Annotated in this window: 22 protein-coding genes and 1 tRNA gene; 14 read left to right on the plus strand and 9 right to left on the minus strand. The window is 45.2% G+C overall.

What is annotated here, in order from left to right:
* Positions 1–193 precede the first annotated feature (193 nt).
* Positions 194–811, minus strand: coding sequence for a TIGR04282 family arsenosugar biosynthesis glycosyltransferase (locus tag QUB11_RS09415; protein WP_333390343.1), 618 nt, complete (start codon positions 809–811; stop codon positions 194–196).
* A gap of 291 nt (positions 812–1,102) precedes the next feature.
* Complete coding sequence (gene nadA, locus QUB11_RS09420; protein ID WP_333390346.1) at positions 1,103–2,071, minus strand: quinolinate synthase NadA; 969 nt, start codon at positions 2,069–2,071, stop codon at positions 1,103–1,105.
* Positions 2,072–2,408: 337 nt separating this feature from the next.
* Here nadA and QUB11_RS09425 point away from each other — a divergent pair, with 337 nt between their 5' ends.
* The 5 genes from QUB11_RS09425 (at position 2,409) to QUB11_RS09445 (ending at position 12,007) form a co-directional block, all read left to right on the plus strand.
* Complete coding sequence (locus tag QUB11_RS09425) at positions 2,409–3,920, plus strand: restriction endonuclease-related protein (protein ID WP_333390348.1); 1,512 nt, start codon at positions 2,409–2,411, stop codon at positions 3,918–3,920.
* Positions 3,910–7,323 carry a pPIWI_RE_Z domain-containing protein gene (locus QUB11_RS09430; RefSeq protein WP_333390351.1) on the plus strand — a complete coding sequence of 1,138 codons (3,414 nt, stop codon included), beginning with the start codon at positions 3,910–3,912 and terminating at the stop codon, positions 7,321–7,323. Before QUB11_RS09425 ends, QUB11_RS09430 begins: the two co-directional genes overlap by 11 nt.
* A 2-nt stretch (positions 7,324–7,325) precedes the next feature.
* The gene (locus QUB11_RS09435; protein WP_333157242.1) at positions 7,326–10,703 is read left to right on the plus strand and encodes an RNaseH domain-containing protein; all 3,378 of its coding nucleotides are present in this window, start codon (positions 7,326–7,328) and stop codon (positions 10,701–10,703) included.
* 253 nt (positions 10,704–10,956) lie between these two features.
* Positions 10,957–11,886 carry a TIGR04168 family protein gene (locus QUB11_RS09440; protein ID WP_333206361.1) on the plus strand — a complete coding sequence of 310 codons (930 nt, stop codon included), beginning with the start codon at positions 10,957–10,959 and terminating at the stop codon, positions 11,884–11,886.
* Between the two features lie 34 nt (positions 11,887–11,920).
* A tRNA-Ser gene (locus tag QUB11_RS09445) sits at positions 11,921–12,007 on the plus strand.
* A 162-nt stretch (positions 12,008–12,169) separates the two neighbouring features.
* On the opposite strand, the gene QUB11_RS09450 is transcribed toward QUB11_RS09445, so the two are convergent.
* Both QUB11_RS09450 and QUB11_RS09455 read right to left on the minus strand, forming a co-directional pair.
* Positions 12,170–12,607 carry a translation initiation factor gene (locus QUB11_RS09450; protein ID WP_333206363.1) on the minus strand — a complete coding sequence of 146 codons (438 nt, stop codon included), beginning with the start codon at positions 12,605–12,607 and terminating at the stop codon, positions 12,170–12,172.
* Between the two features lie 108 nt (positions 12,608–12,715).
* The gene (locus QUB11_RS09455) at positions 12,716–13,219 is read right to left on the minus strand and encodes a hypothetical protein (protein WP_333206364.1); all 504 of its coding nucleotides are present in this window, start codon (positions 13,217–13,219) and stop codon (positions 12,716–12,718) included.
* 740 nt (positions 13,220–13,959) lie between these two features.
* Here QUB11_RS09455 and QUB11_RS09460 point away from each other — a divergent pair.
* Positions 13,960–14,478, plus strand: a complete 519-nt coding sequence (locus tag QUB11_RS09460; protein WP_333206366.1) for a pentapeptide repeat-containing protein — start codon at positions 13,960–13,962, stop codon at positions 14,476–14,478.
* Between the two features lie 171 nt (positions 14,479–14,649).
* Here the strand turns inward: QUB11_RS09460 and QUB11_RS09465 are convergent, their stop codons facing one another.
* Entirely contained in the window at positions 14,650–14,772 is a 123-nt protein-coding gene (locus QUB11_RS09465) for a hypothetical protein (protein WP_006633228.1), read from the minus strand.
* A 20-nt stretch (positions 14,773–14,792) separates the two neighbouring features.
* Here QUB11_RS09465 and QUB11_RS09470 point away from each other — a divergent pair, with 20 nt between their 5' ends.
* The 3 genes from QUB11_RS09470 to QUB11_RS09480 all read left to right on the plus strand — a co-directional run bounded on the left by QUB11_RS09470 (position 14,793) and on the right by QUB11_RS09480 (position 17,167).
* Entirely contained in the window at positions 14,793–15,413 is a 621-nt protein-coding gene (locus tag QUB11_RS09470; RefSeq protein WP_333206367.1) for a DNA-3-methyladenine glycosylase, read from the plus strand.
* A gap of 113 nt (positions 15,414–15,526) precedes the next feature.
* Positions 15,527–16,777, plus strand: a complete 1,251-nt coding sequence (locus QUB11_RS09475; protein ID WP_333206369.1) for a transposase — start codon at positions 15,527–15,529, stop codon at positions 16,775–16,777.
* Positions 16,778–16,867: 90 nt separating this feature from the next.
* Positions 16,868–17,167, plus strand: a complete 300-nt coding sequence (locus QUB11_RS09480; protein ID WP_006633230.1) for a hypothetical protein — start codon at positions 16,868–16,870, stop codon at positions 17,165–17,167.
* A 20-nt stretch (positions 17,168–17,187) separates the two neighbouring features.
* On the opposite strand, the gene QUB11_RS09485 is transcribed toward QUB11_RS09480, so the two are convergent.
* The 4 genes from QUB11_RS09485 to QUB11_RS09500 all read right to left on the minus strand — a co-directional run bounded on the left by QUB11_RS09485 (position 17,188) and on the right by QUB11_RS09500 (position 22,983).
* Positions 17,188–18,513, minus strand: coding sequence for an O-antigen ligase family protein (locus tag QUB11_RS09485; protein WP_333206371.1), 1,326 nt, complete (start codon positions 18,511–18,513; stop codon positions 17,188–17,190).
* Positions 18,513–19,940, minus strand: a complete 1,428-nt coding sequence (locus QUB11_RS09490) for a hypothetical protein (protein ID WP_333206373.1) — start codon at positions 19,938–19,940, stop codon at positions 18,513–18,515. Before QUB11_RS09490 ends, QUB11_RS09485 begins: the two co-directional genes overlap by 1 nt.
* 37 nt (positions 19,941–19,977) lie before the next feature.
* Positions 19,978–20,673, minus strand: coding sequence for a hypothetical protein (locus QUB11_RS09495; protein WP_333390354.1), 696 nt, complete (start codon positions 20,671–20,673; stop codon positions 19,978–19,980).
* Positions 20,674–21,486: 813 nt separating this feature from the next.
* The gene (locus QUB11_RS09500; protein WP_333390356.1) at positions 21,487–22,983 is read right to left on the minus strand and encodes a glycosyl hydrolase family 57; all 1,497 of its coding nucleotides are present in this window, start codon (positions 22,981–22,983) and stop codon (positions 21,487–21,489) included.
* A gap of 180 nt (positions 22,984–23,163) precedes the next feature.
* Here QUB11_RS09500 and QUB11_RS09505 point away from each other — a divergent pair, with 180 nt between their 5' ends.
* The 5 genes from QUB11_RS09505 (at position 23,164) to glgA (ending at position 26,141) form a co-directional block, all read left to right on the plus strand.
* On the plus strand, positions 23,164–23,892 hold the full coding sequence (locus QUB11_RS09505; protein WP_333390358.1) for an AIM24 family protein: 729 nt from the start codon (positions 23,164–23,166) through the stop codon (positions 23,890–23,892).
* Between the two features lie 90 nt (positions 23,893–23,982).
* Positions 23,983–24,171, plus strand: coding sequence for a hypothetical protein (locus QUB11_RS09510; protein ID WP_333390362.1), 189 nt, complete (start codon positions 23,983–23,985; stop codon positions 24,169–24,171).
* Positions 24,168–24,467, plus strand: coding sequence for a hypothetical protein (locus QUB11_RS09515; protein WP_333390365.1), 300 nt, complete (start codon positions 24,168–24,170; stop codon positions 24,465–24,467). Before QUB11_RS09510 ends, QUB11_RS09515 begins: the two co-directional genes overlap by 4 nt.
* Positions 24,464–24,643, plus strand: a complete 180-nt coding sequence (locus tag QUB11_RS09520) for a hypothetical protein (protein ID WP_333376518.1) — start codon at positions 24,464–24,466, stop codon at positions 24,641–24,643. The genes QUB11_RS09515 and QUB11_RS09520 overlap by 4 nt, the downstream gene beginning before the upstream one ends.
* Positions 24,644–24,665: 22 nt before the next feature.
* On the plus strand, positions 24,666–26,141 hold the full coding sequence (gene glgA, locus QUB11_RS09525; RefSeq protein ID WP_333390368.1) for a glycogen synthase GlgA: 1,476 nt from the start codon (positions 24,666–24,668) through the stop codon (positions 26,139–26,141).
* The last annotated feature ends 284 nt before the right edge of the window (positions 26,142–26,425 follow it).

A 26,425-nucleotide genomic window follows, 5' to 3' on the forward strand; every position in this document is an offset into this window, starting at 1 on the left:
TAGTTGGGAATTTTTGGCTTTTTCTCGCGCCTGGGACTATTGTCCCAAGCGCTGTCTAACTGCTACTGAGATTCAGCATTTGGTTAGACAAATACACTTACTATATTATGACCTTATGGTTTCACAATCAAGTAGTTTTATCTAATTAAATATGACAATTACTAATGCTTGAAAGAAATTAAATATAGTTTAGTTATTTCAACATATTAATATCTAAACCGAGGAGGTCTTCAGGTCGATCGATATCTGCAAGAGTGGGAAGATAAGCAATATTGAGAGCGAGCTTTTGGGCGATCGCCCGCGTACAAGCAAATACTTCACTGGTTCCCCACTGAATGCCACCGAATAATTCCGGAATCGATCGCCGCAGCCCGATCAGATAATAACCTCCGTCTTTTGCCGGGCCCAAAACTAAATCGTGCTGACTCAATTCCTCAAAAGCTTGTGCCATGATTTCTGCTTTCAAACCCGGACAATCAGTGCCGATAATGGCAGTTTTTTCAACCCCTGAATTAAAAGACTTTTGAAACGCTGCTGTCATTCTCGCGCCCAAATCACCGTCTATTTGATTTTCACAAGAAATATCACTTCCCAACCACTCTTGCATCAGTTGTTGGCTGCCGCCGGTTCGGTGAATTTCTACCGATAATTGGCGGGATTTTTGGAGAGAGAGCGCGCAGGCGATCGTCCGTTGGGCCATCAAGCGGTGAAGGTTGGCAGCGCCTGTTTTTCCCAGCACCGGAATTAGTCGAGTTTTGGTTGTTCCCGGTTCTGGATAGCGGGTGAAAACAATCAGTTTTTCGGGCATCATTTATTGTTCATGAGTTTTAAAGGCAGGCACCGCAGAGGAAAAGAAGAGAAAGAGTGGACAACTGATTCACAGATTGCCGATCGAGCTTGGTGGGTTAGGCCAGGACTTAATTTAATCGCCCCGGCCAACCCAGCATAAGCTGTGGAGCATTTAAACCAGTAACGAGGCTAGTAGGGTGCGTCAGCTAGAACCCTTACGCTGAAACGGAAAACCTTAGATGCTGACGCACCTTACGCAAGTCCTTTAAATGCCGAACAGCTTACAATGTATTTACTGAAAAATAGCCAGCGATTAGCTCATTTCTAGCATTCGTTGGATCGGCTGCAAAGCTGCTAGTTGAATATCTAGGGGCATGGTAATTTCAGGGGTTTGATTTTTTAGCGAGAGATACAATTTTTCCAAGGTATTTAATCTCATGTGCGGGCATTCGTTGCAAGCGCAGTTATTATTGGTTGAAGGAGCGGGAATAAAGCGTTTGTGCGGAGCTTGCTTTTGCATTTGGTGAATGATTCCCGGTTCAGTTGCGACAATAAAAGCTTGGCTGGAACTAGCTTGAGAATATTTGAGCAAAGCCGTGGTGGAGCCGATGTAATTAGCGTGGCGCAGCACGGGAGGTTCGCATTCTGGGTGGGCAATTATTTCGGCTTCTGGATTTTCGATTTTGAGTTGAACTATCTTTTTTTCTGAGAAGTTTTCGTGGACGATGCAGGCTCCTTGCCAAATCTCCATGTTTCTACCCGTTTGTTCCATGACGTAGCGGCCGAGATTGCGATCTGGTCCAAAAATTATCGGCTGATTTTCGGGAATTTGGTTGACAATTTTAACCGCGTTAGAACTGGTGCAAATTATATCGCTCATTGCCTTAATTGCGGCGGTACAATTAATGTAGGAAATTACCAAATGTCCGGGTCGATCGGCTTTGAAAGCTGCAAACGCTTCGGGAGGGCAACTGTCGGCGAGGGAACACCCAGCATTTAAGTCTGGCAACAATACTAATTTGTCGGGATTGAGAATTTTTGCGGTTTCGGCCATGAAATGAACTCCGGCAAAAACTATGACATCGGCGCTGGTGTTGGCGGCTTTGCGGGCAAGTTCTAGGGAGTCGCCAATGAAGTCTGCGATGTCTTGAATCTCGGAGTCTTGGTAATAGTGGGCGAGAATGACGGCGTTTAACTCTTGTTTGAGGGCGTTAATTGCTGCAAACAAGTCGTCGGGCAGTCGGGTTTGAGTAAAGTTCGGAGCAGGTGCGGTGGTAAACACAGTTAGAATATTCCGGGGAAGGTGCGGGCTGGACTCAAGTGTATTTTGAATTATAGTTGAATTCACCAAAAACGGTGGGCAGTTGGGCCAGAGGTAGAAAATTTGCCATAGGTTAACCGACTGACTGGCAGTGGGAGCAAGATTTTGCGATCCAAGAGTGGACTCAGCTAAGTTTTTACCTGACTCTAATTAGACTGAAAGCTTGATCCAGCAAGATATTCACAGGTAAATGACTACCTTGAGCCACGAGTATTTTGAGTAGCCTCTATTGACATCCTTTATTTACATCGTTTACTGTAATCACAATACGATGTAAATAGGTTGGTTTTATACATCTATGTACTTTGAAGACGATCGCCAGTGGCAGGGAACTGCTGAGTTTCTGACAAAAGAACTAAAACGACGGATTGAGCAGCTTGGGCTATCTGTGGAACCACCAGCCTTACGAACTGTGCGCTCGTGGAGATCCAAGCAACTCCTGTCACAGCAGAAAGGTCAAGAATTTCGGTTTCGGCAGATTTTAGAAGGACTGGCAACAGCACTTTTGCTCAAGAAAGGCTGGACGCTGGCGGCGATCGCGCAAGTTTTACCCTCATTCCCGGACGCAACTTTGGAGCAACAAATTCTTGCCGAGGCTGATGGTCAAGACCCAACCTGGTTGCCACAAATGCAAACAACGACATTGCCATTACCCACAGGACACGCCAGCACGATCGATCTGGCTGAAGATACTGTTATATTGCTGGCCCAGGGAATTCTGCGACAGTACACCAGAATTCTCAATCGAGACATCGTTCGCCAAGACGATACTATGCCATCGGAACTTTATCGGGCTATGTGCAAGTTGGGCAGGCTATATATCGAATCCGGACAAAGCGATCGCGCGGCTTGCGTGCATACCGTTTTGGAACGTGCTAGATATCCCCTCAATAAGTGGGAATTAGATATTTTTTGTCACGCCGATTTTGACTCTGGTCAAGTAATTCTCATCGATCCAGACTTGCGAGTGCCAACCCCAGATTGTGCAGTAATTGCCAACAGTAAAGGCACTTTTGGCGAAGATAATATCATCGAACACCGCCTGTACCAACGGTTGCGCGACGCAACTGAACGATTGGGAATTCGCCACCAGCACAAAGCTTATACGGCTTTGCGATCGCTATTTGGCAGCCGATCGCTCATCGGAGAACACCAACTTTTAGACTACTTACGTGACAACGATTTAACCCCTTTACAGGGAATGATTGTTGACACCTTTTTTGATAGCGTGCCGGATGTCTGGTTAATTGACGGACAGGCTCATCGCTGCGCGTATTGCGGTACGCTGATGCGCCCCTATCCCAATAAAGAACTTTTTCCCGATGGGCGATGTCCGATTCGCCAATGCCTCGGTCACAACTCCTCAACAGCAAAAGTTTCGGAGAAATCAGACCCAAACCAAGACCGATTGCTGATTGCCCAACCGCAAATTTTAACCTATTGGACTGGGCCGGCGATCGACGAATTAGCAATTTTTAAGGCAGCCATAAAAAACGGACTAGATGCCGAACTTTACCCAGAATCAGACCTATGCGATGTAGCAATTAACGGTCGCAATATCGGCATTGATGCTAAGTCATACACCAGTCCTGTCTCCCTTGCTTTGCGCCTCAACCGCACTGGCATCGGAGGGCTGATTCACTACCGCCGCCGCATCATTGCCGTCAGCGACCAATTAATTGAGGAGCGGCCAGATTACCTCTCTACTTTCCGGTCAGCGATCGATAAAAAAGGCGATCCTGCTACTCTCGAAATTATGTCTGTTTCACAAGTCATACAGTTGTTAAAGAAAATCAAATATGAGAATTAAACCAGATTTCTGGACGGGAATAGATCGCATTTGCTGGCTGTGTGTCTTGATGGCAGAATTTATCGAAACTAATTCCCTAGAATATGCCCCTTTAACGATATCGGGAATGGCGAGTATCATCAATGCACCCGCGTTGGCAAAAGCCCGCCAAGCCATTTTCAATATGCGCCTGATGTCGCTGGCTTACGTAACAGAACAGTCAGTGAAACACGCCGTTGCTATTTATAACGATCGCCACTACCGCAACAAAACTCAAGGAACCTATAAAATTAACTTAGAAACACTTCACTTTCAACGCACAGACCCCCTAGAAGACCCTTTAATTGCCCAAGCACGTCAAATTCTGGGTCAGCCTTTAGCACACCAATTTTACAGCGCCACCTTTGCCGATCCCCGCCAGCCAATGGCCGTTGCTTTAGGTGAAGAAACAACAGCCGCGAGAGTGCCAATTGGGCCGATCGCAGCCCCACTTGCGCCGCGCCGCACCCATTCCCTCGATCGCGCCCCGAAAGCAAAAATCCGCATTCCCCTTGCGGAACTGTACGAGTTAGCAGTTGAGATGGATGAACGCGAAGCAAATCACCCTGAAAAAAGACGGGGTAGCTGGGTACAACGGTTTGAACATTTTGCACTTAAGGTGCCAGAAATTGGTAAGGGTTTGCGGGAAGAAACAGTCATCGAATTAGAAGGCATCAAGCACTTAATTGGACTGCCTGGATCGGGCAAAACAACTTTGCTCGTATTGATAGCTGTATGGTTGGGAAAACGCGGTTATAAAGCGATGTTTGTGTTTCCCTCTATTGAAGTTGCCAGACAGTACATGGCAGAACTAGCATTTCATGAAATTAAAGTGGGAATGCTAGTCGGTCAAAGCGATGGAACTCGCCGCCGACACGCTAACAATATTGCCGAGGCGATCGCAGCATCAGGGGGAAATGGCGGCTTTGCCTATAGTTTGGAACAGGCAGAAGTTTTTGGCTTAAATTGCGTCTTACCTGCGTTTTCTACTGCTGATACTTCGATGTGGGGATTTGGTTATGCACCCTGCAAGGAAATTTTACAAAGCGGTGGCAAAAAAGGGCAAATGAAAAAGTATCTTTGTCCGGTTTGGACGATGTGCGGCCGCCACAAAGCACCCCGCGATTTGCTAGATGCCGATATTTGGGTCGGCCACGTTCTCTCAATGGATACTGAAGTACCACCCCATGCCATTCGCGATCGCATTCGTTATTTTGAATTAATTGCCCGGACATTTGATGTCGTAGTTTTTGACGAAGCAGATATGGTGCAATCAACTCTGGATGCTTACGGTGCGGCAACTTTAAAACTTTCAGGTGCGGCAGATTCTATCCATTTAGTCATTCAAGAACAAATTCACAATCGTTTTGCTCGCGGCGAAAATTATCGATTGTTCGATCGAGATGTAGAACTTTATAGCCGCGATCTAGCAGAATTTGGCAATCACAACACATCATTAATTACTGCCGTTCAAAATATGCCCTCATCGCCAGTCGGCAAACGCTATGAGAATCAGTTATTAACCGTTCTGAGAATAGTCAGCGATTTGTTGGATGGCTTTGAGAAAACTTCTAAACGCGATCGCCTTGACGAAGAGGAAGTCAAACAGGGATTTAGCAAAAGTCGAGCCTTGAAAGAATTCTGGGAAACGGCTGCTTACCATGCTTTTTACGATCGCACTGGCATTGAACCGCACGATCGGCTAAACCTGGATCTGTGCGCTCAAAGGCTGGGAAGCAACGCCGACACGCTCAAACAGCAATGGGAAACTCAAATTCTTTATTTTCGTCGTTATTTAGCGGAGAATCTGATCGAACGGCGCGATAAAATAGTCAAAAAAATTGCCGAATTGTTTTTGCCTTTGTGTTTTAAGGATGGCACTGCATCAGGCGAAGCTCAGGATACGATTACCTTACTTGTTTGCGTTACTTTCGTGATTTTAGGCTATCAGCGGATCGTACCGCAAACTAGAACAATGGTAGCAGAAGGACTGATTCGGGAACCGATTGTCGAATCAACGGCAACACCGGAACTGCGACAACTGATTCCTGAGAATATTTTAGGGTCTTTTTCTGGGGTAAAATACAGTTTCCAATCGGCACAAACTACTCGAAGTCAAGCCCAAAATGTGGAACTGTCTTATATTATTTTTGTGGGCGCGCCTCGGATGTTAATGCACCGTTTTCATCAGTTATTTGAGGCAGATGGCGAACGGTCGGGGCTGGCAGTTTTAATGACTTCAGCTACCTCATTTCTCGAAGCAAGTCCTGCTTATCACATTAACTCTGGGCCGGATTATCTGCTCAAACCGCGCCAAACAGAACGGGAGCCCAAAAAGAGCTTTTACCGCTTCAAATGGCTGCCCGATCGCGAATCGCGCGATGAACCTCTCCGATATAGCGGTGCAGGCGAACTGCGCGATCGCAATTTAGAAAAAATGGTAGACGCGCTGGTACGCGGAGGAAACCAGAAATCTGAAATTTACAAATCCATCCGCAACTTTGACCTGCAAAAGGGTATTTACCGCAAAGCGGCCTTAATTGTTAACAGCTACGAACAAGCTCGCACCATTAAGAAATTTATCAACGATTACCATCCAGAAATCGGCAAACGAACCAAAGCAGTTGTTAATCTCCTCAAACACGGAGAGCAACCAACTGATTTCGTTACCACTGCCCAGTGCGAGGCTTTAGGAGATGATGAAACTTGCGATATTATCATTTTTCCAATGTTGGCAATCGGTAGAGGTGTGAATATTGTTTTCACTAAAGGCATCAGGAAACTCGATGCAGCTATTGGTACAATTTATTTCCTCACCCGTCCCCATCCCACGACTGACGATACGCAACTGTTGTACAGCCTAGCCGGAAAAGCTACCCAAGAATTTGACAGTCGAGTTTTTACTGAAGCAGAACACTTGCCAGCAATTTCTAATGCTTGGAAAAAGTCGAGAAAACAACTCTGGAAAACGGCGAACCGGCTGTTGCGCGAACCTCTCATGGCTAGCCGTTTGGGTGAAGATTTATTTAAACCGTTTACGGCAAATCAGATGGTGGGAATTTTGCAAACTATCGGGCGCGGGATGCGAAATGGGTGTCCGGTACAAGTTTACTTTGTCGATGCAGCTTGGGCTATTAAATCCACTGAAGATAAACCAGACTCCGGGCGGGACAGTATGCTTGTTCAGATGCGAATTATTTTAGAAGAATGCCTCAAGCATCCCGATCCAGTGATTCGAGAAATTTATCAAGAACTTTACGGTGCATTTCTCGATCCCCTGCGGCGCATTGATGGCGTAGTTTACCCGCCAAGTTTACGGAATTCAGAAGGTTTGACAGAGGAAGAAGACGATTTTGATGATTTTTCACCTTTATTGGAGATGTAACCATGAACGACGGAATTTTTGACAAAATTGAATCTGATGATGACGGCGAAGCAAAGGAAACTACTATTATTGGAGATGCAACCATGAACGACGAAATTTTTGACGAAATCGAATCCGATGATGACGAAGAAACTGAAGCGACTGTGCTTTCAGACACCCTTTACATTCCTCTCGGCAAGCCCAAAAGTCTGAAAGAGATTCCCCTAGCTTTTACCGTGCCAGATAACATCGAGCCAGTAACAGTCAAAGGCTTGACGCTAGGTTGGACAAAAGCTGCTTTGCATGAGCTTTCGACCCTCCAAAAAGCTGCTTGCAAGGGCGATTCAGCTAGTAAAAATCTCCCTTATTCCTCGCTGCTAGGTTTGTTAGAAGTAGGACTGGACAGTGCAGCGCGGATTCAGTCAAATGTAGGTTTGAGTCTGTTTTCGTTGAATTCCAAAAGTGTAAAAGAGCCTGAACCATTTGCTTACTTAAATTCCGAAAGTACACAAGATATCCAGAAAGCGTTACGCCCCATTATCAACGAGTGGATAACAAATTTCCTAAAACCTTTTGCTGAAAAAGAAGATGGGCTATTGGAAGTTATCGACCGTTTGGAAGATTTGCACGATCGAAAGGAGTTGTTAACAATTACTCCGTCTGAGTCTCAAGTTTTACCTTGGAAATGGAATCAAAATACAGGAACTACAAAACACAGCAACAATTATGATTATCGCGTGTTAGTTGATTATGCAGCTCGTGCGATCGCGGGAAAAGAGATTTTTCAGGGGCTAGGAACAATGAAGCGGGTTATCTCTAGCGGCGGGCGTCTCACAACTGGAACGGCAGAATTGATTACCGATCCCATTACTGTATCCGAAAACGCAGGAAAATTCAGTCTGGTGGTACGTTTAGAAGTCGTAACCTATCCTTCTTTGCACCAACCTTTATTGAAGATAGATGTTTCCAAGCGCCGCTGGTTAAGTGAATTAAAACCTGCAAGTTATAACTCAGCAAATATTAGTGGTTTTGTCTTTTCTGTTGACTACAGCGATCGCGCATTTCGCTACACGGTGCTTTCCGATTCCGAAAAACCGGAGAAAAATCAACCGGACAAAAAGAAAAATTGGTTTTGGGCGATCGATAAAGACTTTGAAGCATTGCGTGGCAAGCTCAAACTCCCGATGAAAACGCCTGACGGTCAAAATATTGATGGTTCTCAAATTGTATTGGGTAAAGCTTCAACAGAACGCTGTCAAGTTGTGTTAACTTACCGCAACGGACTGCAAGAAGGAAAACACGGAATTGACGCAGGCGTACCGGAGATTGATAAGTTAGAAGCTTTTGAAAAGATTGCTGAAATTCTGAACCTGCTCGGCTTCAAACCTTTCGATAATTACTCGGAAGTAAAAATCAAAGGCACAAGTCACACAAAAGACGATACAGCCTCGCGCATGATTAATTTTCCTACTCTGTTAGGTGCTGCTTTAGAAATCCTTGAAAAAGGTGACTGTCCTGATTTTACTCCCAAATACTTGGAAAAATTTAAGGAAAGCTTGAAGGACGATCCATTAAACAGCTTGCTGGCTAAACATCTCGATATGAAGTTAGAGAAAATTTGGGGTGGTAGAAAAACCCTAAAATTTCACTCTAAGTGTCTCAACCAGACTGATGAACTTAAGGCGATGATTCAGGCAAACCAGGAAGCTATGCGCCGACTATATGCTAATGAAAAACTGTTACTTGTTATCTTTTACGAAGAACAATGTCAAACCGAATTGAAACTGCTGCAAGCGATAATTCGCCTTCTCTGGGGTGGCGCGATCGAACTCATGGCTAATCGTTTGCCAGCAAATACTCACGGGCCGAAAGAGTCATTGCCAGGTGCAAATTTGAAAGCAAAAGAGCGATCGCGTCACCGCATAGAAGCCTGGGAGTCTATCGTCCAACAACTTGCTTTACGCAAACAGCGAACTTTTTGCCTCGTAATGGCACGGGAATGGTATCCAGACAATAAACATGACGATTCGGTGAATAAACCCTCATCCCGTCAAGCACTGGCTACAATCGCCGGTTCTTGCGTGCAGTTTCTGCTACCGATTGAAAAAACTAAGGAGAAAGAACTTCTCCAACTTGGTGATTTTTCCCATCGAGTACAAGCTGCTCTAAAAGACTTACTTTCTGCTCATTCTGGCCGCATTGATGATGTCAAGGAAAAGGTTGACAAATGGCTCAAAGACACTCCTGTAGCAGCTAGACCAAAAGAAATTATCGGAATTACGATCGTTCGCAAACAGAAAGGTCGCGCTCGCGGTTTTATTGACAACACATTTTTGCCAGTTGCTATGCGCCTCAAGGTGGAAACAGGTGAATGCGAACTGTGCTGTGCCTATGAGAAGGGTAATAATTTACAAATCAGCCCTTGGAGCAAGTTTTCTGATGAGATCGCCTTTATTTCCCAAATCTCTCCCGTGAAACTGGCTGACAAACAAGAAGCGCGCCAGATTCGTTTCATGAAATTTGTCAAGCAGATTATTTCCAATTCTGTAGATGAAGGGAATCAACCATTAGTGATGATTGATTCTTCTAACTGCGCGCAACTTTGGCCTTGGCTCGCCGATGTTAGAATGAATGCAAATCAAATTAACCTCGGTCAGCAGTACGAGCAGATGCAAGATGAGTGGAAAGGTGCGCGGATAATTCGGATTCGTCAAGATATCGCCCCTGGAATTATCGATAAAAAAGTCCGACATTTAACAGAGACTTCTCTGGAAGATACCCGGACAAAAGAAGAACTGACTTCAACCTGGGAAATTCCCTCTGCATCGAGTGCAATGAAGTTATTTCGGCTTGTTACAAGCAATCAAAAGAGCGAAATCAGTGAAACAGGTTGTGTTGCTTACCTGTCTGTTGGGCGCAAAACACTTCATCAAGAATCACGCGGCCAAAGTTGCTATCACCCGACAGAAAGCCCTATTGCTGTAAAGAATATTGCTGAAGAAGTGGTGATTTTTGCATTTAGTTTCCTCGCGCAAAGCGGGTTATATCAAATGGCATCACTGCTTGTGCACTACTTTCTTGCAAAAGTTGCTGACGGTTTCAACAACAAAGTTTTAAATAAAGCTGGATTGGAAGTCCACAAAATTGAAACCCGTCCGCCTTTCACGGGACAATTCCCAACTCCAAATCCTCTGGAAATTGTTGTTACCTTGCGACAGGAAAAAGATGATTGCGATCGCCTTGCTGCACTGGTAGAATCCCTACGGTATAGTTTCGGCCACTACAGCGATTGGTCGAGCTTACCGGCTCCTCTGTTTTTTGAGCGAGTTGTGCGAGACTATATCAGCGAATTTGCAATTGAAGATGAGCAAATGGAGGCGGAACCAGAGTTAGAGGAATAATTCAGTCTAGGGTTGCTGTCCCTACTCGGTTGAGTATTAGGGCGTTGCAGTCGGTAATTAACGGGCTTAACTTCAGGGCAATCGCCTCCAATGTCAATGGGGAGAGAGGATTTTTGCGCTTAGGAGTAAAAGATGAAGAAAGTGGAGCAAATCTCACATCTAAAATCTAAAATCCAAAATATGCTGCGGGAGAGTGCAAAAATAGGTCGCTGTTTCTTATGCTGAGTAAGAAGGGGCTAGGGATCGATCGCACATGACAAATTACATGAATAAAGCTAAATCTATCAAAATTGCGGTGGTGGGGGACGTTCACGATCGCTGGGAACCTGAAGACGGCGAGGCCCTGAAGCATCTGGGCGTTGATTTGGTGCTGTTTGTGGGGGATTTTGGCAATGAGTCGGTGGAGGTGGTGCGGGCGATCGCCCAATTGGACATTCCGAAAGCAGCGGTGTTTGGGAACCACGACGCTTGGTACACGGCGACAGAGTGGGGCCGCAGTCAGTGCCCTTACGATCGCACTCAAGAAAATTGGGTAAAACAGCAGTTAGATTTAATGGGAGAAGCTCACGTCGGTTACGGGAAACGGGATTTTCCCGAATTGGGCGTAACTGTGGTGGGAAGCCGCCCGTTTACTTGGGGGGGTTCGGAGTGGAAGTACGGGGATTTTTACTCGGAGTGGTTTGGGGTAGAAAGTTTTGAGGAGTCGGCGCGGCGCATTGCAGCGGCTGCGGCGGATGCCGATTGCGAAAATGTGATTTTTTTGGGTCACACGGGTCCGACGGGGTTAGGAGAGGCTCCTGAAGACCCCTGCGGGCGAGATTGGAAGCCACTGGGAGGGGATTGGGGCGACCCGGATTTTGCGGAGGCGATCGATCGAACTCGTACCACAGGAAAGCACATACCGCTGGTAACTTTTGGTCATATGCACCACAAACTGCGGCACACGAAGCACGAGTTGCGGAAGTCGCTGGAGGTGAGTGCGGAGGGTACGGTGTATTTGAATGCGGCCAGCGTACCGCGAATTGTGGAGAGAGAGTGCTCGAAATTGCGGAATTTCTCGATCGTCCTGCTCGAAAATGGCTCGGTGTCGGAAGTGTCTCTGGTATGGGTAGGCGAAGATTTCGCGGTAGAAAGAGAACAAATTCTTTATCGGCGCGCTGAATCTGCGGCTATTTGTAGTTAGAGACATTTGCTGGTATGATAAAATTTATGCGCCCGGAGAGGTGGCAGAGTGGTCGAATGCGCTCGACTTGAAATCGAGTGTGGCAGTGATGTCACCGTGGGTTCAAATCCCACCCTCTCCGTTGAACATTTCTCTTGTCCGTTAAGGGTTTCAGATTCTCTATCCCCTCAAGAGTTCCCTTTTCCGCTCATCTTTCGCTCACTCTGGGTATTTCGCAACAAAAAAACACCCCCGTAGGGGTGCTGTTGCTTACCAGGTAATTTTTCTAGCTAACTGACTCAACTCAAAACCCTTCCTCATCCGCCGGGTCTCCGTAGGGGTCTTCGCTGGCCGGAGTCACATTGCCGAACATTCCAGCATCCGCTACGTAGTCAGCCGGGTCGCCGTAGGGGTCTTCGCTGGCTGGAGTCAGGTTGCCGAACTGTCCGTAGTCGGTACCGGCGTAGTCAGCCGGGTCGCCGTAGGGGTCTTCGCTGGCAGGGGTCAGGTTGCCGTACTCTCCGTACTCAGCCGGATCGCCGTAGGGGTCTTGGCTGGCTGGAGTCACGTTGCCATACTCTCCGTACTCAGCCGGGTCGCCGTAGGGGTCTTGGCTGGCTGGAGTCACGTTGCCGTACTGTCCGGCATTGGAGGCATCTTGGTAATTGCCATCAGGATCGAGTTGCTCGCTGTCTGGCCCGACGATCGCATCTTTTAACTTCCGCAAAAATCCGTCTACCATGATAAAGTTCCTCTTTTTTATGTGTTGAAAAACGACTGTTTTAGATTGGGAATCCCAGATTTAATTGAAAGTCACGGAACCTGCAATCTAAAATCTCAAATGCTTACACTACTGTGCGGGAACAGGACTTGTAGCTTCCGGCAAGGTAGTAAGGTCTCGACCGGTATTTTGGTTGTTGTACCCTTGGAATTCGCGGTAACGCGCTGCCTCGGACTCCGGAACTTTAATTCCTTCAGGCGGGGGCGTTACCCAGACCGCGCGATTCTGGGCATCACGGTAGTAAACGCGACCGTTTTTGGAAAGGTAATGTTTTCCCTGCGGCCCCTTTTCTTGTTTATTTTTGTGCTGATTGTAGATGTAGTAAAGGGCGGCTGCTCCTGCTAAAGTAATCCCTACTTTTTGAGCATTGCTCAGTCCTTTTTTCGCTTGTGGGGAAGGAGCGGAGCCGCGATTAGTTTGCACTCCTCCAGCGCGAGTGTTGTCAACAGGAGGCGGGGGAGCGGAATTTTGCTCGCTAGAACCGCAAGCAGTCACAAAGGGAAAGGTCAGCAGCGTTGTCAGCAGCAGAGCCATGAAGCGCGATCTTTTGGGTTCGGGTTTGATTGTGTTCATTGCCGCTCCGAATTGTCGGGATTACAGGTAGGGTGTGTTCTGGCGGGGTTGAGGAACCTGAGCTGCTGCCAACTGTTTTTAGAGTAAATTAATTTCTCAAAGCAATTTTGACCAAAAAAGTAGTTGCTGAGAAATTTACAGCGCAGGTACGGTATTGCGTTTCTAGATTAATCATCCTCAAATCTCTTGATGATTTACTCATTCCAGGGATATAAATAAAGTTTCTTTTATTTCAGTCTCCAGGTATAGGCCAATGCGCGCCTTCGGGTAAAAATAAATTCCGTTTGTGGACTGCTCAAAGCAAAGTGAAGCAGACCGAGGGGGCGAGTCCGAAACTCAAAGCAGCACTGGCGAGGGAAAGGAGGCCGATTTAGAGCTGAAGGAAGAAGGCAGAAGGCCATTCGACTTCGCGAGCGGATAAACAGCAGGAATAAGGAATAATAGCCAGGGTTTGAGCAATTAATATCAATTCCGGTTGCATCGGAATGATTTAACCGCAGAGGACACAGAGAACGCAGAGGGAGAGAAAAGAGTAATGAATAATTCCGATGAAGCGCGGATTTGATATAAGAACATCCTAACCGTCTTGGCGGTTGCTATATAAGTCCGGCGGTGTTTAATTGGGTTGGACTGCTTCTGGGATGCCTGCATTTTTTTGTGGGAATTCTGGAGAAGTCGATCGCACTATTGTAGAAATCTATTAACCGCGATATAAAACCCCCTAAGCCTTTCGGATATTTATGAAATTAAAAAATTTAGTTACTGCTGGATTGTCCATCGCAGTTGTATTTACTGCGGTAAAATATCTAACATTTTCCCAGCAACAAAACCAAGTCAAGGAATTGCTGCAAACAAAACAGTGTCAGGAATGCAATTTCAGCAATGCCAACTTACAAGGATTAGACTTGCAAGGAGTAAACTTGCAGGGAGCTAACCTAGAAGGTGCTAACTTATCAGGAGCCAACTTGACCAATGCCAACCTCAAAAATGCCAACTTAAATAGAGCCAACCTGACCGGAGCTGATTTGGGCTGTGCTGGCATCACTTTCAACCTTGAGGCTAATGAAAAAGAAGCAAATATGGATTTTAATGTCACCGCTGTTCCAGAACAGAATAACCCAGAAAATGCAGTAGTTGGTTTCAATATGAAAGCAACGGATCGAGGAGCCACAATGCGTTTCAACCTCATGGGATGCGCCGACTTCGAGAATGCTAGCTTGCAAGAAACTAAAATGCCCGATGGCAAAATTCATCCTTAATTGCAGCAAATACAGCAATCTGCTGTGTCATCATTTGTCAACTTCTTTTGATTCTTTCCGCTCTCTCTTTCTCTTTCTCTGTGTCCTCTGTGGCCTCTGTGGTTCATAAAAAAAAACCGCCGCCTGACTGACAGGCGGCGGTTTTTTTAAGCAACAAACAATCGCCTAAAATTAGTGAGCAGAACCGTTACCATGATACTTGTCAGTATCGTAGAATCCGTTTTTTGTACCGAAGAACAGACAGCAAACGGTGAAAACTGCTGTCAAGACTGCTAAAACTAACTTAACGTCCATAATTTACCTGCTGTTGTTGAGTGAGTGCAAATACTCAGATTGTAGAATCTTTTTGGCTGGCGCGGCCATCTACCAGCGTAGCGCCAGATTTGCTGGGATGTTCGTTGGTGCGGCAGTTTCCTGACGGCGAGACGATTCGGGGAATTATTGTCGAAACCGAAGCTTACGGCCCGGGAGATCCCGCTTGTCACGCTTACCGAAAGCGCACTTCTCGCAATGAGGTGATGTTCGGGCCTCCGGGTATGAGCTACGTTTACCTAATCTACGGGATGTATCACTGTTTTAATGTCGTGACGGATGCAGAGGGAGTTGCTAGTGCTGTGCTGATTCGAGCTTTGCAGGTAGATGTGGTTCCCAAAGAATTCGCTGCAATTCCTGAGAAGAAGCGATCGCGCCTCGCCGCCGGGCCTGGGAAACTGTGTAAGGTACTGGGGATCGATCGAACTTTAAGCGGTTTTCCCTTGGGTTCCGGCCAACCGCTGCGGTTGGAACACCGGAGCGAGCAATTTCAGCAAGCTGTGGAGGAGGGTACAATAAATTTTGTGCAAACTACGCGGATCGGGATTTCTCAAGGCATGGATTTGCCTTGGCGCTGGTATGTAGGGAACTCTACGGCTGTGTCACCAAATTATTGGGTCTGAAGCCCCTTCTTCAGTGGCCGGTTTTTTCTTCGCCTTTTTAATATAAAATCTAAATATTTATTAATAGATTGTCCTGCTTTTTGCTGTACTATAAATTATAGGAGGATTCAGCAATGTTTGGTTGTCAACAAAATCTAATTCGATCTGATTCAAGCATTCAAGCGATTCTTGAATATCTGTGTTCCGAGTCTGCAAAGCTTACTAATTGCGGTATCTATTATTCTCGCCAAATATACTTTAAAACTGGCAAGATTCCGAACCGGGCTAAGCTACACAAAGTCTTGGGAACTGAAGATAGAAACCTGCACTATCAAGCGTTCTATTCAGATACAGCTCAGCAAATTCTGACAGGGGTAGCAGAGTCTTTTAAGTCTTTTATGGGCTTACTCAGAGGAATCAAAAATGGAACGGTTACGCAACACCCTAAATTGCCGGGATACCGTAAAGGTGGAATGGCACTTGTAACGTTTACAGGAAGATCCGTAAAACTTAAGAATGGGATGCTGCGATTTCCTCTGGGAAGCAAGGTTAAAGCGTGGTTCGGGTTAGATGCGTTTTTCCTACCAATGCCATCTAATCTAGATTTTAAAACAATTCGAGAGTATCGCATTCTTCCCCGGAATGGCTGTTTCTACTTGGAATTGATTTACAAAACAGAGGATGTCCAAGCGAATGTAGACCCTGCCAAATGCTTAGCAATTGACCACGGAATAGACAACTGGCTAACCTGCTTGAGCAATATCGGCACAAGTTTTATCGTTGACGGCAAACATCTCAAGTCCCTCAATCAAGGATATAACAAACGGGTTGCTTTTCTCATGAAAGGGAAAGCCAACGGCTACTGGTCTAAAAGATTGGCAGGCTTAACTGAAAAACGTAATCGCCAAATGCGAGATGCCGTCAACAAAGCAGCAAGAAAAGTAATTCAGCACTGCTTAGACAACCAAATCGGTACAGTTATTTTTGGTTGGAACAAAGGACAAAAAGAGTCTGTCAATATGGGAAGCAACACTAATCAAAAGTTTGTGCAAATCCCTACGGGCAGACTGAAAGATAGAATAGCTCAACTGTGCGAGCAATACGGTTTAAGGTTTGTTGAAGCTGAAGAATCATATTCTTCCAAAGCTTCGTTTGTCGATAATGACTTGCTACCTAAATTTGGCGAAAAACCCGAAGGGTGGCTTCCTAGTGGCAAACGAATTAAGCGCGGTTTGTACAGAACGGCTCAAGGTTGGCTAATCAATGCAGATTGTAATGGTTGTGCAAATATTGCTAGAAAAGTAGCGATAATGCTTGGACTAGATCTAAGTGGAATCGGTAGAGGTGCTTTGGCATCGCCTTTAAGACTCAAATTGCTGTCTTAAGAATCCCCGCGCTGGTCTGCCGGGGAGTGTCAAAACTCTAGTAATGTCAAAGGTATCATTGTAAATTTTGTCGCTTATCTTAGTGAAATTATGGCTTACTCTTCTGAAAATCCGATCGTACAACTCAAAAAATGCCTAAGCCTGGTTCAGGATGTTAGCACTCACACCGAAGCCAACCGGGCCTTCGAGCAATTGTGCGGGATTATCGATGCTGAAAACCCAATGGCGGCGCAACTTTTGGAGATGCTATGGGAAGAAGCAATTATGGCGAGGCGATCTGCTTTATTTTGGCAACAAATGAGCGATGTTGAGAAAGATATGGCTAATAGAATGATGGAAAATATGACGCAAATGCGGCAAAACTATTTGCGGTTAATGCAGGAAATGTAAGATTGGGGAATGGGTAATTGCTAATTAGTAATTGGTAATTGCCCGGACTCTGCCCCCCAACGATAAAAACGAGTAATAGAAGCATATTTAACTGCGGCGAGACTCATCGTCCACCACGCAATATGTGCATATTGAGCGCAGTCGAACCAAGTGAAAGTAAAAATCAGATAAGCAATAGCCACCGCTTCAATACCGCGCATTGATGAATTCACCGCTAAATAGAGATAATATCCCCAAAGTGCAATCCCAGCCAGCAGCCCTAAAATGCCAACAGATAGGGTTGTATCCAGAATCCAATTGTGAGCTTTGTAAGTAGGAGTTTCTCTAGTGCTGATTTCACCTTTTATGTTAATATAGTTGTAAGTAAATTCGTCTAAATTTACAACGGTCGGAGTTACTTGAGGATTTCGGATGTATGGATAGGCGATGCCCAAACCGTCAAATCCCCATCCAAATAGCGGGCGTTTTTTGATGCCGCGCGCTGAGAGCGTCCACATGGGCGATCGGCTAGACATGACTTGTGCGATCGAAGGTTTGCTCCAATCTAACGGTCTGCTGACAGTCATGATGCCAATAGCGATTATGGCGATAAGAGCACTGCCTGCAAGAATTTTGTAATATTTGCCTCTGAGCAAATAGGCACTGGCAACTATCAGAGCTAAAATAGCACTTCGAGTAGAAGTTAGCAGCAGTGAGGGAACAGTTAAAATTAAAGTAATTGCAGTTAATTTATTTGTGGTAAATCTCCCAAACCAACCGACAAGAGCAGTAATTACTATTAATGCTAAAACTATAGCTGCGTGGCCGCGATGGGAGTACAATCCTATTGGTTGCTGTCCTTGAAAAATGCTGCTGGCATTAACATCAGCTCTGATAATTTTCCCCATTGTGGCAGTATAGTCGATCCGCCAGTCTATGATTTGCGGGAAGATACTAAGAGAAAGAATGATGCCGCCAATTAGCAGTCCTTGGAATTGGGAATTAATGAGTTGCGGGTGTATGGTTAAGAGCAAGCTGTTGCTGAGAGTGAAGGCGGCGATTAACAGCCAGTAGAGCCAGCCGTCTCCCATTTGGTCTTGACCGAAGAAAGAGGTTAAGGGGAAGGGACTTTGTAGAGTGGAGATAGCTCCGATTGAAAGAAATATTGTCCACAGTATTAGCGATATTTTCCATTGTCGGGGAATGGTTAGGGCTTTTCTTTGTTCCCACAATAGGGCGAGATTGACTCCTACTATTAGCCAAATAATTAATACTTTGGGGGAAGTCCAGATGAGGCCCCGGCTGCTTCCCCAGGGGTTGATGAGGATGATGCTGAGGGCATATAGCAGGGTGTAGAGGGTTTTCATTACTCTTTGTTTTTCCGGTTTTTGAGTCTTTTAATTACAGGCAATACAGCGAGGGCAAATAAAGTTCCTAATGCGGTGGTTGGTTCGGGAACGGCTGCGGCGGCGAGGGCGTCCTCCTCGGCTTTTTTAGATGAGGCTTTTTCGTTTGGTAAGTCGTCGCTGTAAAGGCTTGCTATGTCAGAAACGTCGCTTTCGGAAAAAGACATTTCCTGGTTTATACTCCTAGCAGCGAAAGCTCTTGTATTCGTACCAACATTACTCGAAGACGTAGAAACGCTACTGAGAGAAGGAAGGTAATCTTGATACATCTTGACAGCTAAGTCGTATGTTCCAACTTGAGGATGTGGTGCATTGCGTACACATCCACCACCACCGCTACCGCCGTTACATGGGCCGCCACTAAAGTCATTACGCTCATTAAAGTTGAAGTCGTTGTAGCCACTCACCTTGAGTTTGAGAGAACCGTCATTGTTTACAGAACTTTTAATCCCTGAACCCCAATTGCTCCCAAACGGCCCGCCGTCGTCATTCACCGCAATCAGATTTCCCGATTGGTTAAACGCTCCTAAAATTGTGTCTGGTTTTTTCGGGGGGTTGACACCAGGAAAGTTATTAGTCCAGGCTACAAAAGGTGCTGATGCTTGAAGTCCTGATTCTGTAAAAGAGTCAACCTTGCCAGGGGATAAGGCACTGGAAAACAAATAGGTGGGGAGTTTGTCAACTTTTTTGTACCCAAACTGTTGCTCAACTATGTTGGCATACTGTTTGGTAAATGTTGCACCTTGTTCGATATTTGTGATAGTTGAAGTGCCTCCATTGAGGGAAATTGACCAGGAAAAACCTGTTAAAAAATCGTAGGTTTTGTTGCCGAAATCACCGACCAGAAATGTCTCAAATTTGAGCTGATTGGCTTGAGAACCACTCGGTACATCAGAGAATTTTAAAATCTGACCATTGTTTTGAGTCTGTTGTGCTAGTTGGTTGTTTGGATTCCAGGGTAGAAATTGTTCTAATTCTTCTGGAATTCTGTATTCATCCCAGTACCAAGGTTCCTCGTCAGACCATCCACTAATATAACCAAATTTGGGGGGATCTATATATGGGACTTGTACGGCGAAGTTAGGGTCAATAGTTATGGGTGGATGAAAATCTTGCGTTACTATTTGAAGCCAGTTCAGATGATCGACACCGAGAAAATTTTTCCAGTCATTTTTAGTAGCAACAAATTGACCCTCAATGGCATCTTTGGTTCCTGTTGTGACAGGCCTAATTTTTCTCTCCAGGCTAATATTACCTAAGACTTCATTTTTGACGATTACATCAAAAGTCAGTTGTGCTGCACAAACTTCCCCGCTTGAAACGGTTGTAAAGAATGCAGCTATTGAGATCGCACAGATGTATGTTGTGCTAGCATTTCGCTGTGACATAGCCTTGAGTCCTAATTGTTTGAAAGTGTATTAAATCCTAATCAGCAAGTTTTTCAACTTGGTAAGTTTTGAGATTGAAACGCCACAAAGTCCGCACAAGTCTGTCACTGTTAACATCTACGTAGATATATTCTGGCGTAACCAAAAAATTTGAATCGGCAGAAAACTCGCCTATAGATAGCAAATCAAGCTGAGAAAATTCTTTAATTTCCTGACAAGTTTCGATGTTAAAAAGTCGCGCGTAATTCACCGCACCTCCACTCCGATCCGGTAGAGGATAATTTTCATCGATCGGGGGATATCCGTGACCAAATGTGATGTTCAAAAAGCGATCGTTTGGCGAAAAGCGAAACTGCTCAGGCCCGGGAGCTCCTTTTTTCCATTTGCAGACAAGTGTAAAGCTGGGATAGCTGTGCATGAATATTATCCCTTGCGGAAATTGGTAAGTAAAAAACTTGGTTTCATCGTGGGAAAAGCCATAAATCCTTTGAGGAAAACGGCGAACTTCTTTACCTGTCGCCAACTCCCAGAAAACAGCATGGTCTTTCTGCGAAGCCGCAACAGTCTTACCACCGTCTAAGAGAAATGTCTCTCTGACAACTACTCCATCATCCATTTTAAAAGTGCGAATCACCTCTGAAGAAACAGCATCTTTGACGGTAACAATGCCATTGCGTGAGCCGCTGACAGAGTAGCGACTTACTGAGGGCGTGTTGTCAGCTATCCTCTCCATATAGGCACTAACTCCATGTGAAACAGAGCCTAGTGCCATTGCCCCATAAAGGATTAAAGCCAATATAAATAGGGAAAAATATTTCATAATCTGGGCTATTTTTTAGCCTGATGATTAGTTAAATAATCCCAAAGCAATACGAAGCCAGCTACTAAAAGCAGCGCCAACTTCTTGCCTCAATCCTGATGTTCTGGATTGTCACGTTTAAAACAAGAAAAACTGTGGCAGTAGCGCCTACGCTGATTTCAAATAAGTTTGCTGAGATTATTTCCGAATATTATCACCTCACAAATGCTGACCACAATCCGAAAATTTACTGACTTTAGTAACATCCAAAGAACGAAATCAAATTTTACCTAGTAATATTGGTTATGCCTCAAGGAAGATTTCAGATAAAATCTTGACTTCTGTAGCTAAAAAGTTTCAATGGATACTGTTTTTAGTGAGAAAGTAGTGAACTTTGTAATATTGGTTCGCCTCAAGGAAGATTTCAGATAAAATCTTGACTTCTGTAGCTAAAAAGTTTTAATGGATACTGTTTATAGTGAGAAAGTAGTGAACTTTTGAGCTACTTCAGGGCTTCAGGGCTATTTTTTTAGTCTTTTGAATGTACCGAATCCAGCTAATGCTAATAATGCTCCTAATGCTGTAGGCTGAATTTGAGGGTGCGGAATTGAGTTCTCTCTAAAATGCGAGGCCATAAGCGAATGTAGGGTTGATATAAAATCCGGGTGCACTGGAATTATTTGTTTGTAAAATTTGGTAAAATTCGCAGTTGCGTTTTTTTTGCCACACCGCAACTGCGAACTTTTCCTACTTCATTAAAGCAGCGCCGCGGTTGTAAAGTTCCCGCGCGTAATCAGTCCAAGTTCCCTGTCCCCAATAGCGGAAACAGCTTGTTTGTAGCAGCAAGTTGTAAAGCAAAGCTTGCTGGTATTCAAACTGCTTAGTAACGGCGGCATCTTGCTGCACCAGCCGATCGTACTTTTGGTGAAATGCAGCGCTGAGTAGATTCATCGGTTCCAAGACGTTTTCGTAGCCTTTCACCCAACTCAAATCGTTTGTCCAAGAAGCACCGTCCATGTGAAAATTGTGGTCTGTTTGCTTGAGTTGTGCGATCGCACTTTCCACTTTTTCCGGTGTCGCACTATCAGGATCGACTAGGTGCCAGATTTTGTGCTGGTTAATCCCTTGACAAATCGGATAATCTTCAGGATTAACACCAGCCGCTTCAATTATCTCCAAATATTCAGTACCGTTTAAACCGACAACACCGGATTTTCCGCCGCCTTGTTCGCGGTTTTCGTGCCAAGCTTTGACAAAGGCGCTGGGAAATTCATTCATCATCACGCCGCCATTTTCGCCGTCGGCAATCTGAGTAACTAAAGAAGGAATTGTGATATTGCCAATTTGCTGTTTATTGCGTCCTTTTGCTTCGTAATAAGGCTGCATTTGACCAACCAATTTCGTATCTGAACCTTGGGTTTTAATCAAAGCAGTAATACTGATTGTTTCGCCGCGAGAATTGCGGGCAACTAAACGGTTGGGAATATATTTTTGGTCTTGCGACAATCCCGAACCGTCGGGATTTTCTACAGAATGTTCTTGCACCATCAGCCAGCGATAGCCGCATTCTTTCAAAGCTTTGATGTATTCGTAAAGTGTATCTGGGTGATTGGGAAAGTGCATTTCTGGGGGCGAAAAACCTTTAACGCGCTTCAGGGCATCTATGCCAAAAATGGCTGCAAAATGATGTTGCCACGCTTGAATTTGAAGTTTTATATCGGGAATGGGAGTTGAGGGAATGACGGCGTGACTCCACATTGTGCCCAGCCATTCTACGTGAGGTTGATATTGAGGATCGCAGGTAATCCGCTTGAGATTGTCAAAGATATCGTCGCGTCCCATTTGGCGCAATCCCCACAATAAATTGCCCGAATAGTCGAGCATAATTCGCGGGTTGCAGCCTTCGGCAATCAGTTGGGGGATGAATTCTCCCATGCGGGAATAGCACCAAGCAAACACTCCGGCGTTGTGGTTGTCTCCTTGGTTGGGATGTTCAAACATATGCTGGAGATTGCAGATCAGTTCGCCGTTTGCACCGGCAGGAATGGTGGGTTGGTGCATATGCAGGGCGCAGGCGAATCCGGCTTGAATATTTTCCAGGCGCAGATTTGTGGTAGGTAGAAAGATTGGTTCGTTGCTATTGGCTGCGGCATTAATTTCTGCTTCGGAGCCGCAAATATTGGGTAATCCTGAGTTGATTTCTTGTAAAATGGGTAGGTTGGGAGATTGTGCGATCGCAGGCATAAATTTTTCTCAACAATTGTGGAGGGGCGCTGTCTGCTATTGCTAAGATAGCTAGATACTTTAACAGTAGCAGAGGATGTCGGCCAAAGATAAATTTCACAGGATAAGTCCGGGAGCGCGGCAGATCCTAATCTTGGGTAAAATGTTTAACACATTTCACGTAAATAGGCGAGGTAAATTATGAAATACGAAATCAAGGTTTTGGAACCAACCGATTTGTGGTACGTTCAAAATAACATCAATCCAGAAACGAACAAGTTTTACCATCCCACTAAGAATATTCCCCTCGTTCAGCAAGCGGAAATTAACTTGAACAATTCGGGAGTGATAGTTCAAAAAGGTGCGCTGCATTGGTGTATGGGGAAATTGACTTCCGGTGTTTATAAAACGGATAACCGTTTAAAAGATATGTGGGTATCTTTGACAACGGAAATGGACTACAACGCTCCCGTATATCAAGGAACTGGTACGGTGAAACTGGAACCGAGACAAAAAGGGAATTTCCTGCATTATACGCCGATCGCTCTGTCGGATGGGGAGCAGTGGGAATTTGATGATGGTGTATTTCAGTTTTGTTCGGACAATGTAGTTATCGGTGCTAAAAAACTGAAATTCCGACAAGTGGCGGCTTCTAATGACGGTAGGTGGAGAATTGCTGTTACAGCTTTGCGCGAGCAAACAGCTACTGTTGTAGCAGCTACAAGTTCACCGGCTAAGGTTGTCGAACTCAAACAAGGTGAAACTTTGATAGCTGATTGCGATTTGGTGAAAGGATTTACCAAGGGGATTGAAGAAGATTATCGAAAATTAGGTCATTTTGGCAAAGGCGGTGGAGAGGGTTATGTTTGGTTTTATCAGGGGAAAGGTAAATTATTAATATGTGAAAATGATGCTATGGGTTTGGGTTGAGTTATTGCATTTTTTTCGAGCGGTATGAGAATGATGAGTGGGATTTATGTAAGATAAGGAGGAAGAAAGATCGCACAAAAATTTGCAGGCATGAAAGTGTCTGAGATTCTCAAAGGTAAAAAATGTAGTATAAAACAAGCACAGCTTCCGGCAAATTCGCCAAGTTGGGAAGAATTTAGCGAAATGATATGGGAGCAAATAGAAAGAGGTGCTGAAGAAAATATCCCCGGCTTTAGGATGGTTCGCAAATTGTTGAGCGATCGGAGATTTGATAGATGAAAAATAATGGATTTGACCAAGTAATATTATTTTTGCAAAAATTGCAAAAACAGGCGATCGATTACAGTTTAGCGCATCATCGCGATGAAGCTATGATGGTAATTGTAGCTGTACCTGGGGAACGGTGGGAAATTGAATTTTTGAGTGATGGTTCGGTGGAGGTAGAGAAGTTTGTCAGTAATGGAGAAATTGTTGGAGAAGAAGCTTTGAGTGAGTTATTCGATCGCTATTCGGAACAAGACGAGACAAATGGCGATTTGACTCAAAAGATTGAGTTGACAAATGCGAGAAGATGAGTTATGTTTTGCGGAATTTGCGATCGAGTTGCAGCAATGCCGAAACGATATCGCCGATCGCCCAAATCCGTCTCAACATCGGCTTTTGCGGCTATTTTCCCTGTATTCCCAATGGCCTACTTGCTTATTTGGCGAGAAACCATATACTTTGTCATGTTAAGAAAATATCTTTTTGATTCATCAGGAGCGAGAAAAAAAATGTACATTGTACAAATTGCCTCGGAGTGCGCCCCCGTCATCAAAGCAGGAGGTTTGGGCGACGTAGTTTACGGTTTGAGTCGGGAGTTGCAGAATTCCGGCCACTGCGTCGAGATTATTCTACCCAAGTACGACTGCATGAGGTACGACCACATTTGGGGACTTCACGAAGCCTACCGGGATCTGGCTGTGCCCTGGTACGGCGGCGAAATCCTCTGTGATGTCTTGTGCGGCTGGGTGCACGGGCAGTTGTGTTTTTTCATCGAACCTCGCTCTCAAGATAACTTTTTTAATCGCGGCTGTTATTACGGGTGCAATGACGACAATATGCGGTTTGCATTTTTCAGCAAAGCCGCTTTGGAATTTTTGCTCAGAAGCAACAAGCGTCCCGATGTGATTCACTGTCACGATTGGCAAACTGGTTTGATTCCAGTCATGCTGTTTGAAATTTACAAATATAATTGGATGGAAAATCAGCGAGTCTGCTATACCATTCACAATTTCAAACATCAAGGCATGGGAGGTAGCGATATTTTGAATGCAACGGGTTTGAATCGAGAGGATTATTATTTTGATTACGCTCGCCTCCGAGATAACTTTAACCCTTTTGCCCTCAACTTTATGAAAGGTGGGATTGTTTACTCGAACTTTGTCACCACAGTTTCGCCGCACCATGCTTGGGAAGCTCACCTCGGCGAGTGTGGCTACGGTTTGGGCCACACATTGCATTTATATCAAGATAAGTTTCGCGGGGTGCTCAACGGCATTGATTATGATGTGTGGAATCCCGAAAGCGATCGCTATATTCCGCACCACTACAATCAGAAGGATTTGGCAGGAAAAGCTAAAACTAAAAAAGCTTTGCGCGATCGGCTGTTACTGCGCGATGCTGACAAGCCTATTATTACCTTTATCGGTCGTTTGGACGACCAAAAAGGCGTTCATCTCGTCCACCATGCAATTTATTACTCTCTGAGTAAGGGAGCGCAATTCGTGCTTCTGGGTTCCGCCACGGAAGCGGGAATTAACGCGCATTTCCAGCACGAAAGACAGTTTTTAAATGATAATCCAGACTGCCATTTAGAACTAGGCTTTAATGAGGAACTGTCGCACTTAATTTACGCCGGTGGGGATATGATTGTGGTTCCCAGTAATTACGAACCCTGCGGGCTGACTCAGATGATCGGGTTGAGGTACGGCACTGTTCCTGTGGTGCGGGGAGTTGGCGGTTTGGTGAATACTGTGTTCGATCGAGATTACGACACCCGCCACCTCCCGGAAGAACGCAACGGTTACGTGTTTTATCAAACCGACTACTCGGCTTTAGAGTCGGCGCTCGATCGGGCGATCGGATTGTGGTATGACTATCATGATGAATTTGAAAAACTCATGCTTCAAGGCATGAATTGTGACAATTCGTGGAAATATCCAGCTAAAGACTATGTGGAAATTTACGAGCTAATTCGACACAAATAATCCGCAGGATCTCAGATGCTGCACCATTGTCAAGAACGGGCTCTGGGGCCCGTTCCACAAAGAATGAGTTTTCTCGCTTCACAGGCCGTCCAGCCTGTTCATAAAAGGCTTATTGAGAATGGTGCAACATCTCAGATGAAATTGTTGTGGGGAGTAGGGGTTGGGCACGCGAGCCCGCCCGAAAAATACAACGCAAGATGCCCGACAGCTAAGGATCGCGAATTAAATAACTTACAATTTTAATTGTTATTGTGGGATGGGCGTCCCGCCCGTCCTTTTTGGAC

Origin of the sequence: Microcoleus sp. B6-A1, from assembly GCF_036705085.1 — a bacterium.
Taxonomy (GTDB): Bacteria; Cyanobacteriota; Cyanobacteriia; order Cyanobacteriales; family Microcoleaceae; genus Microcoleus.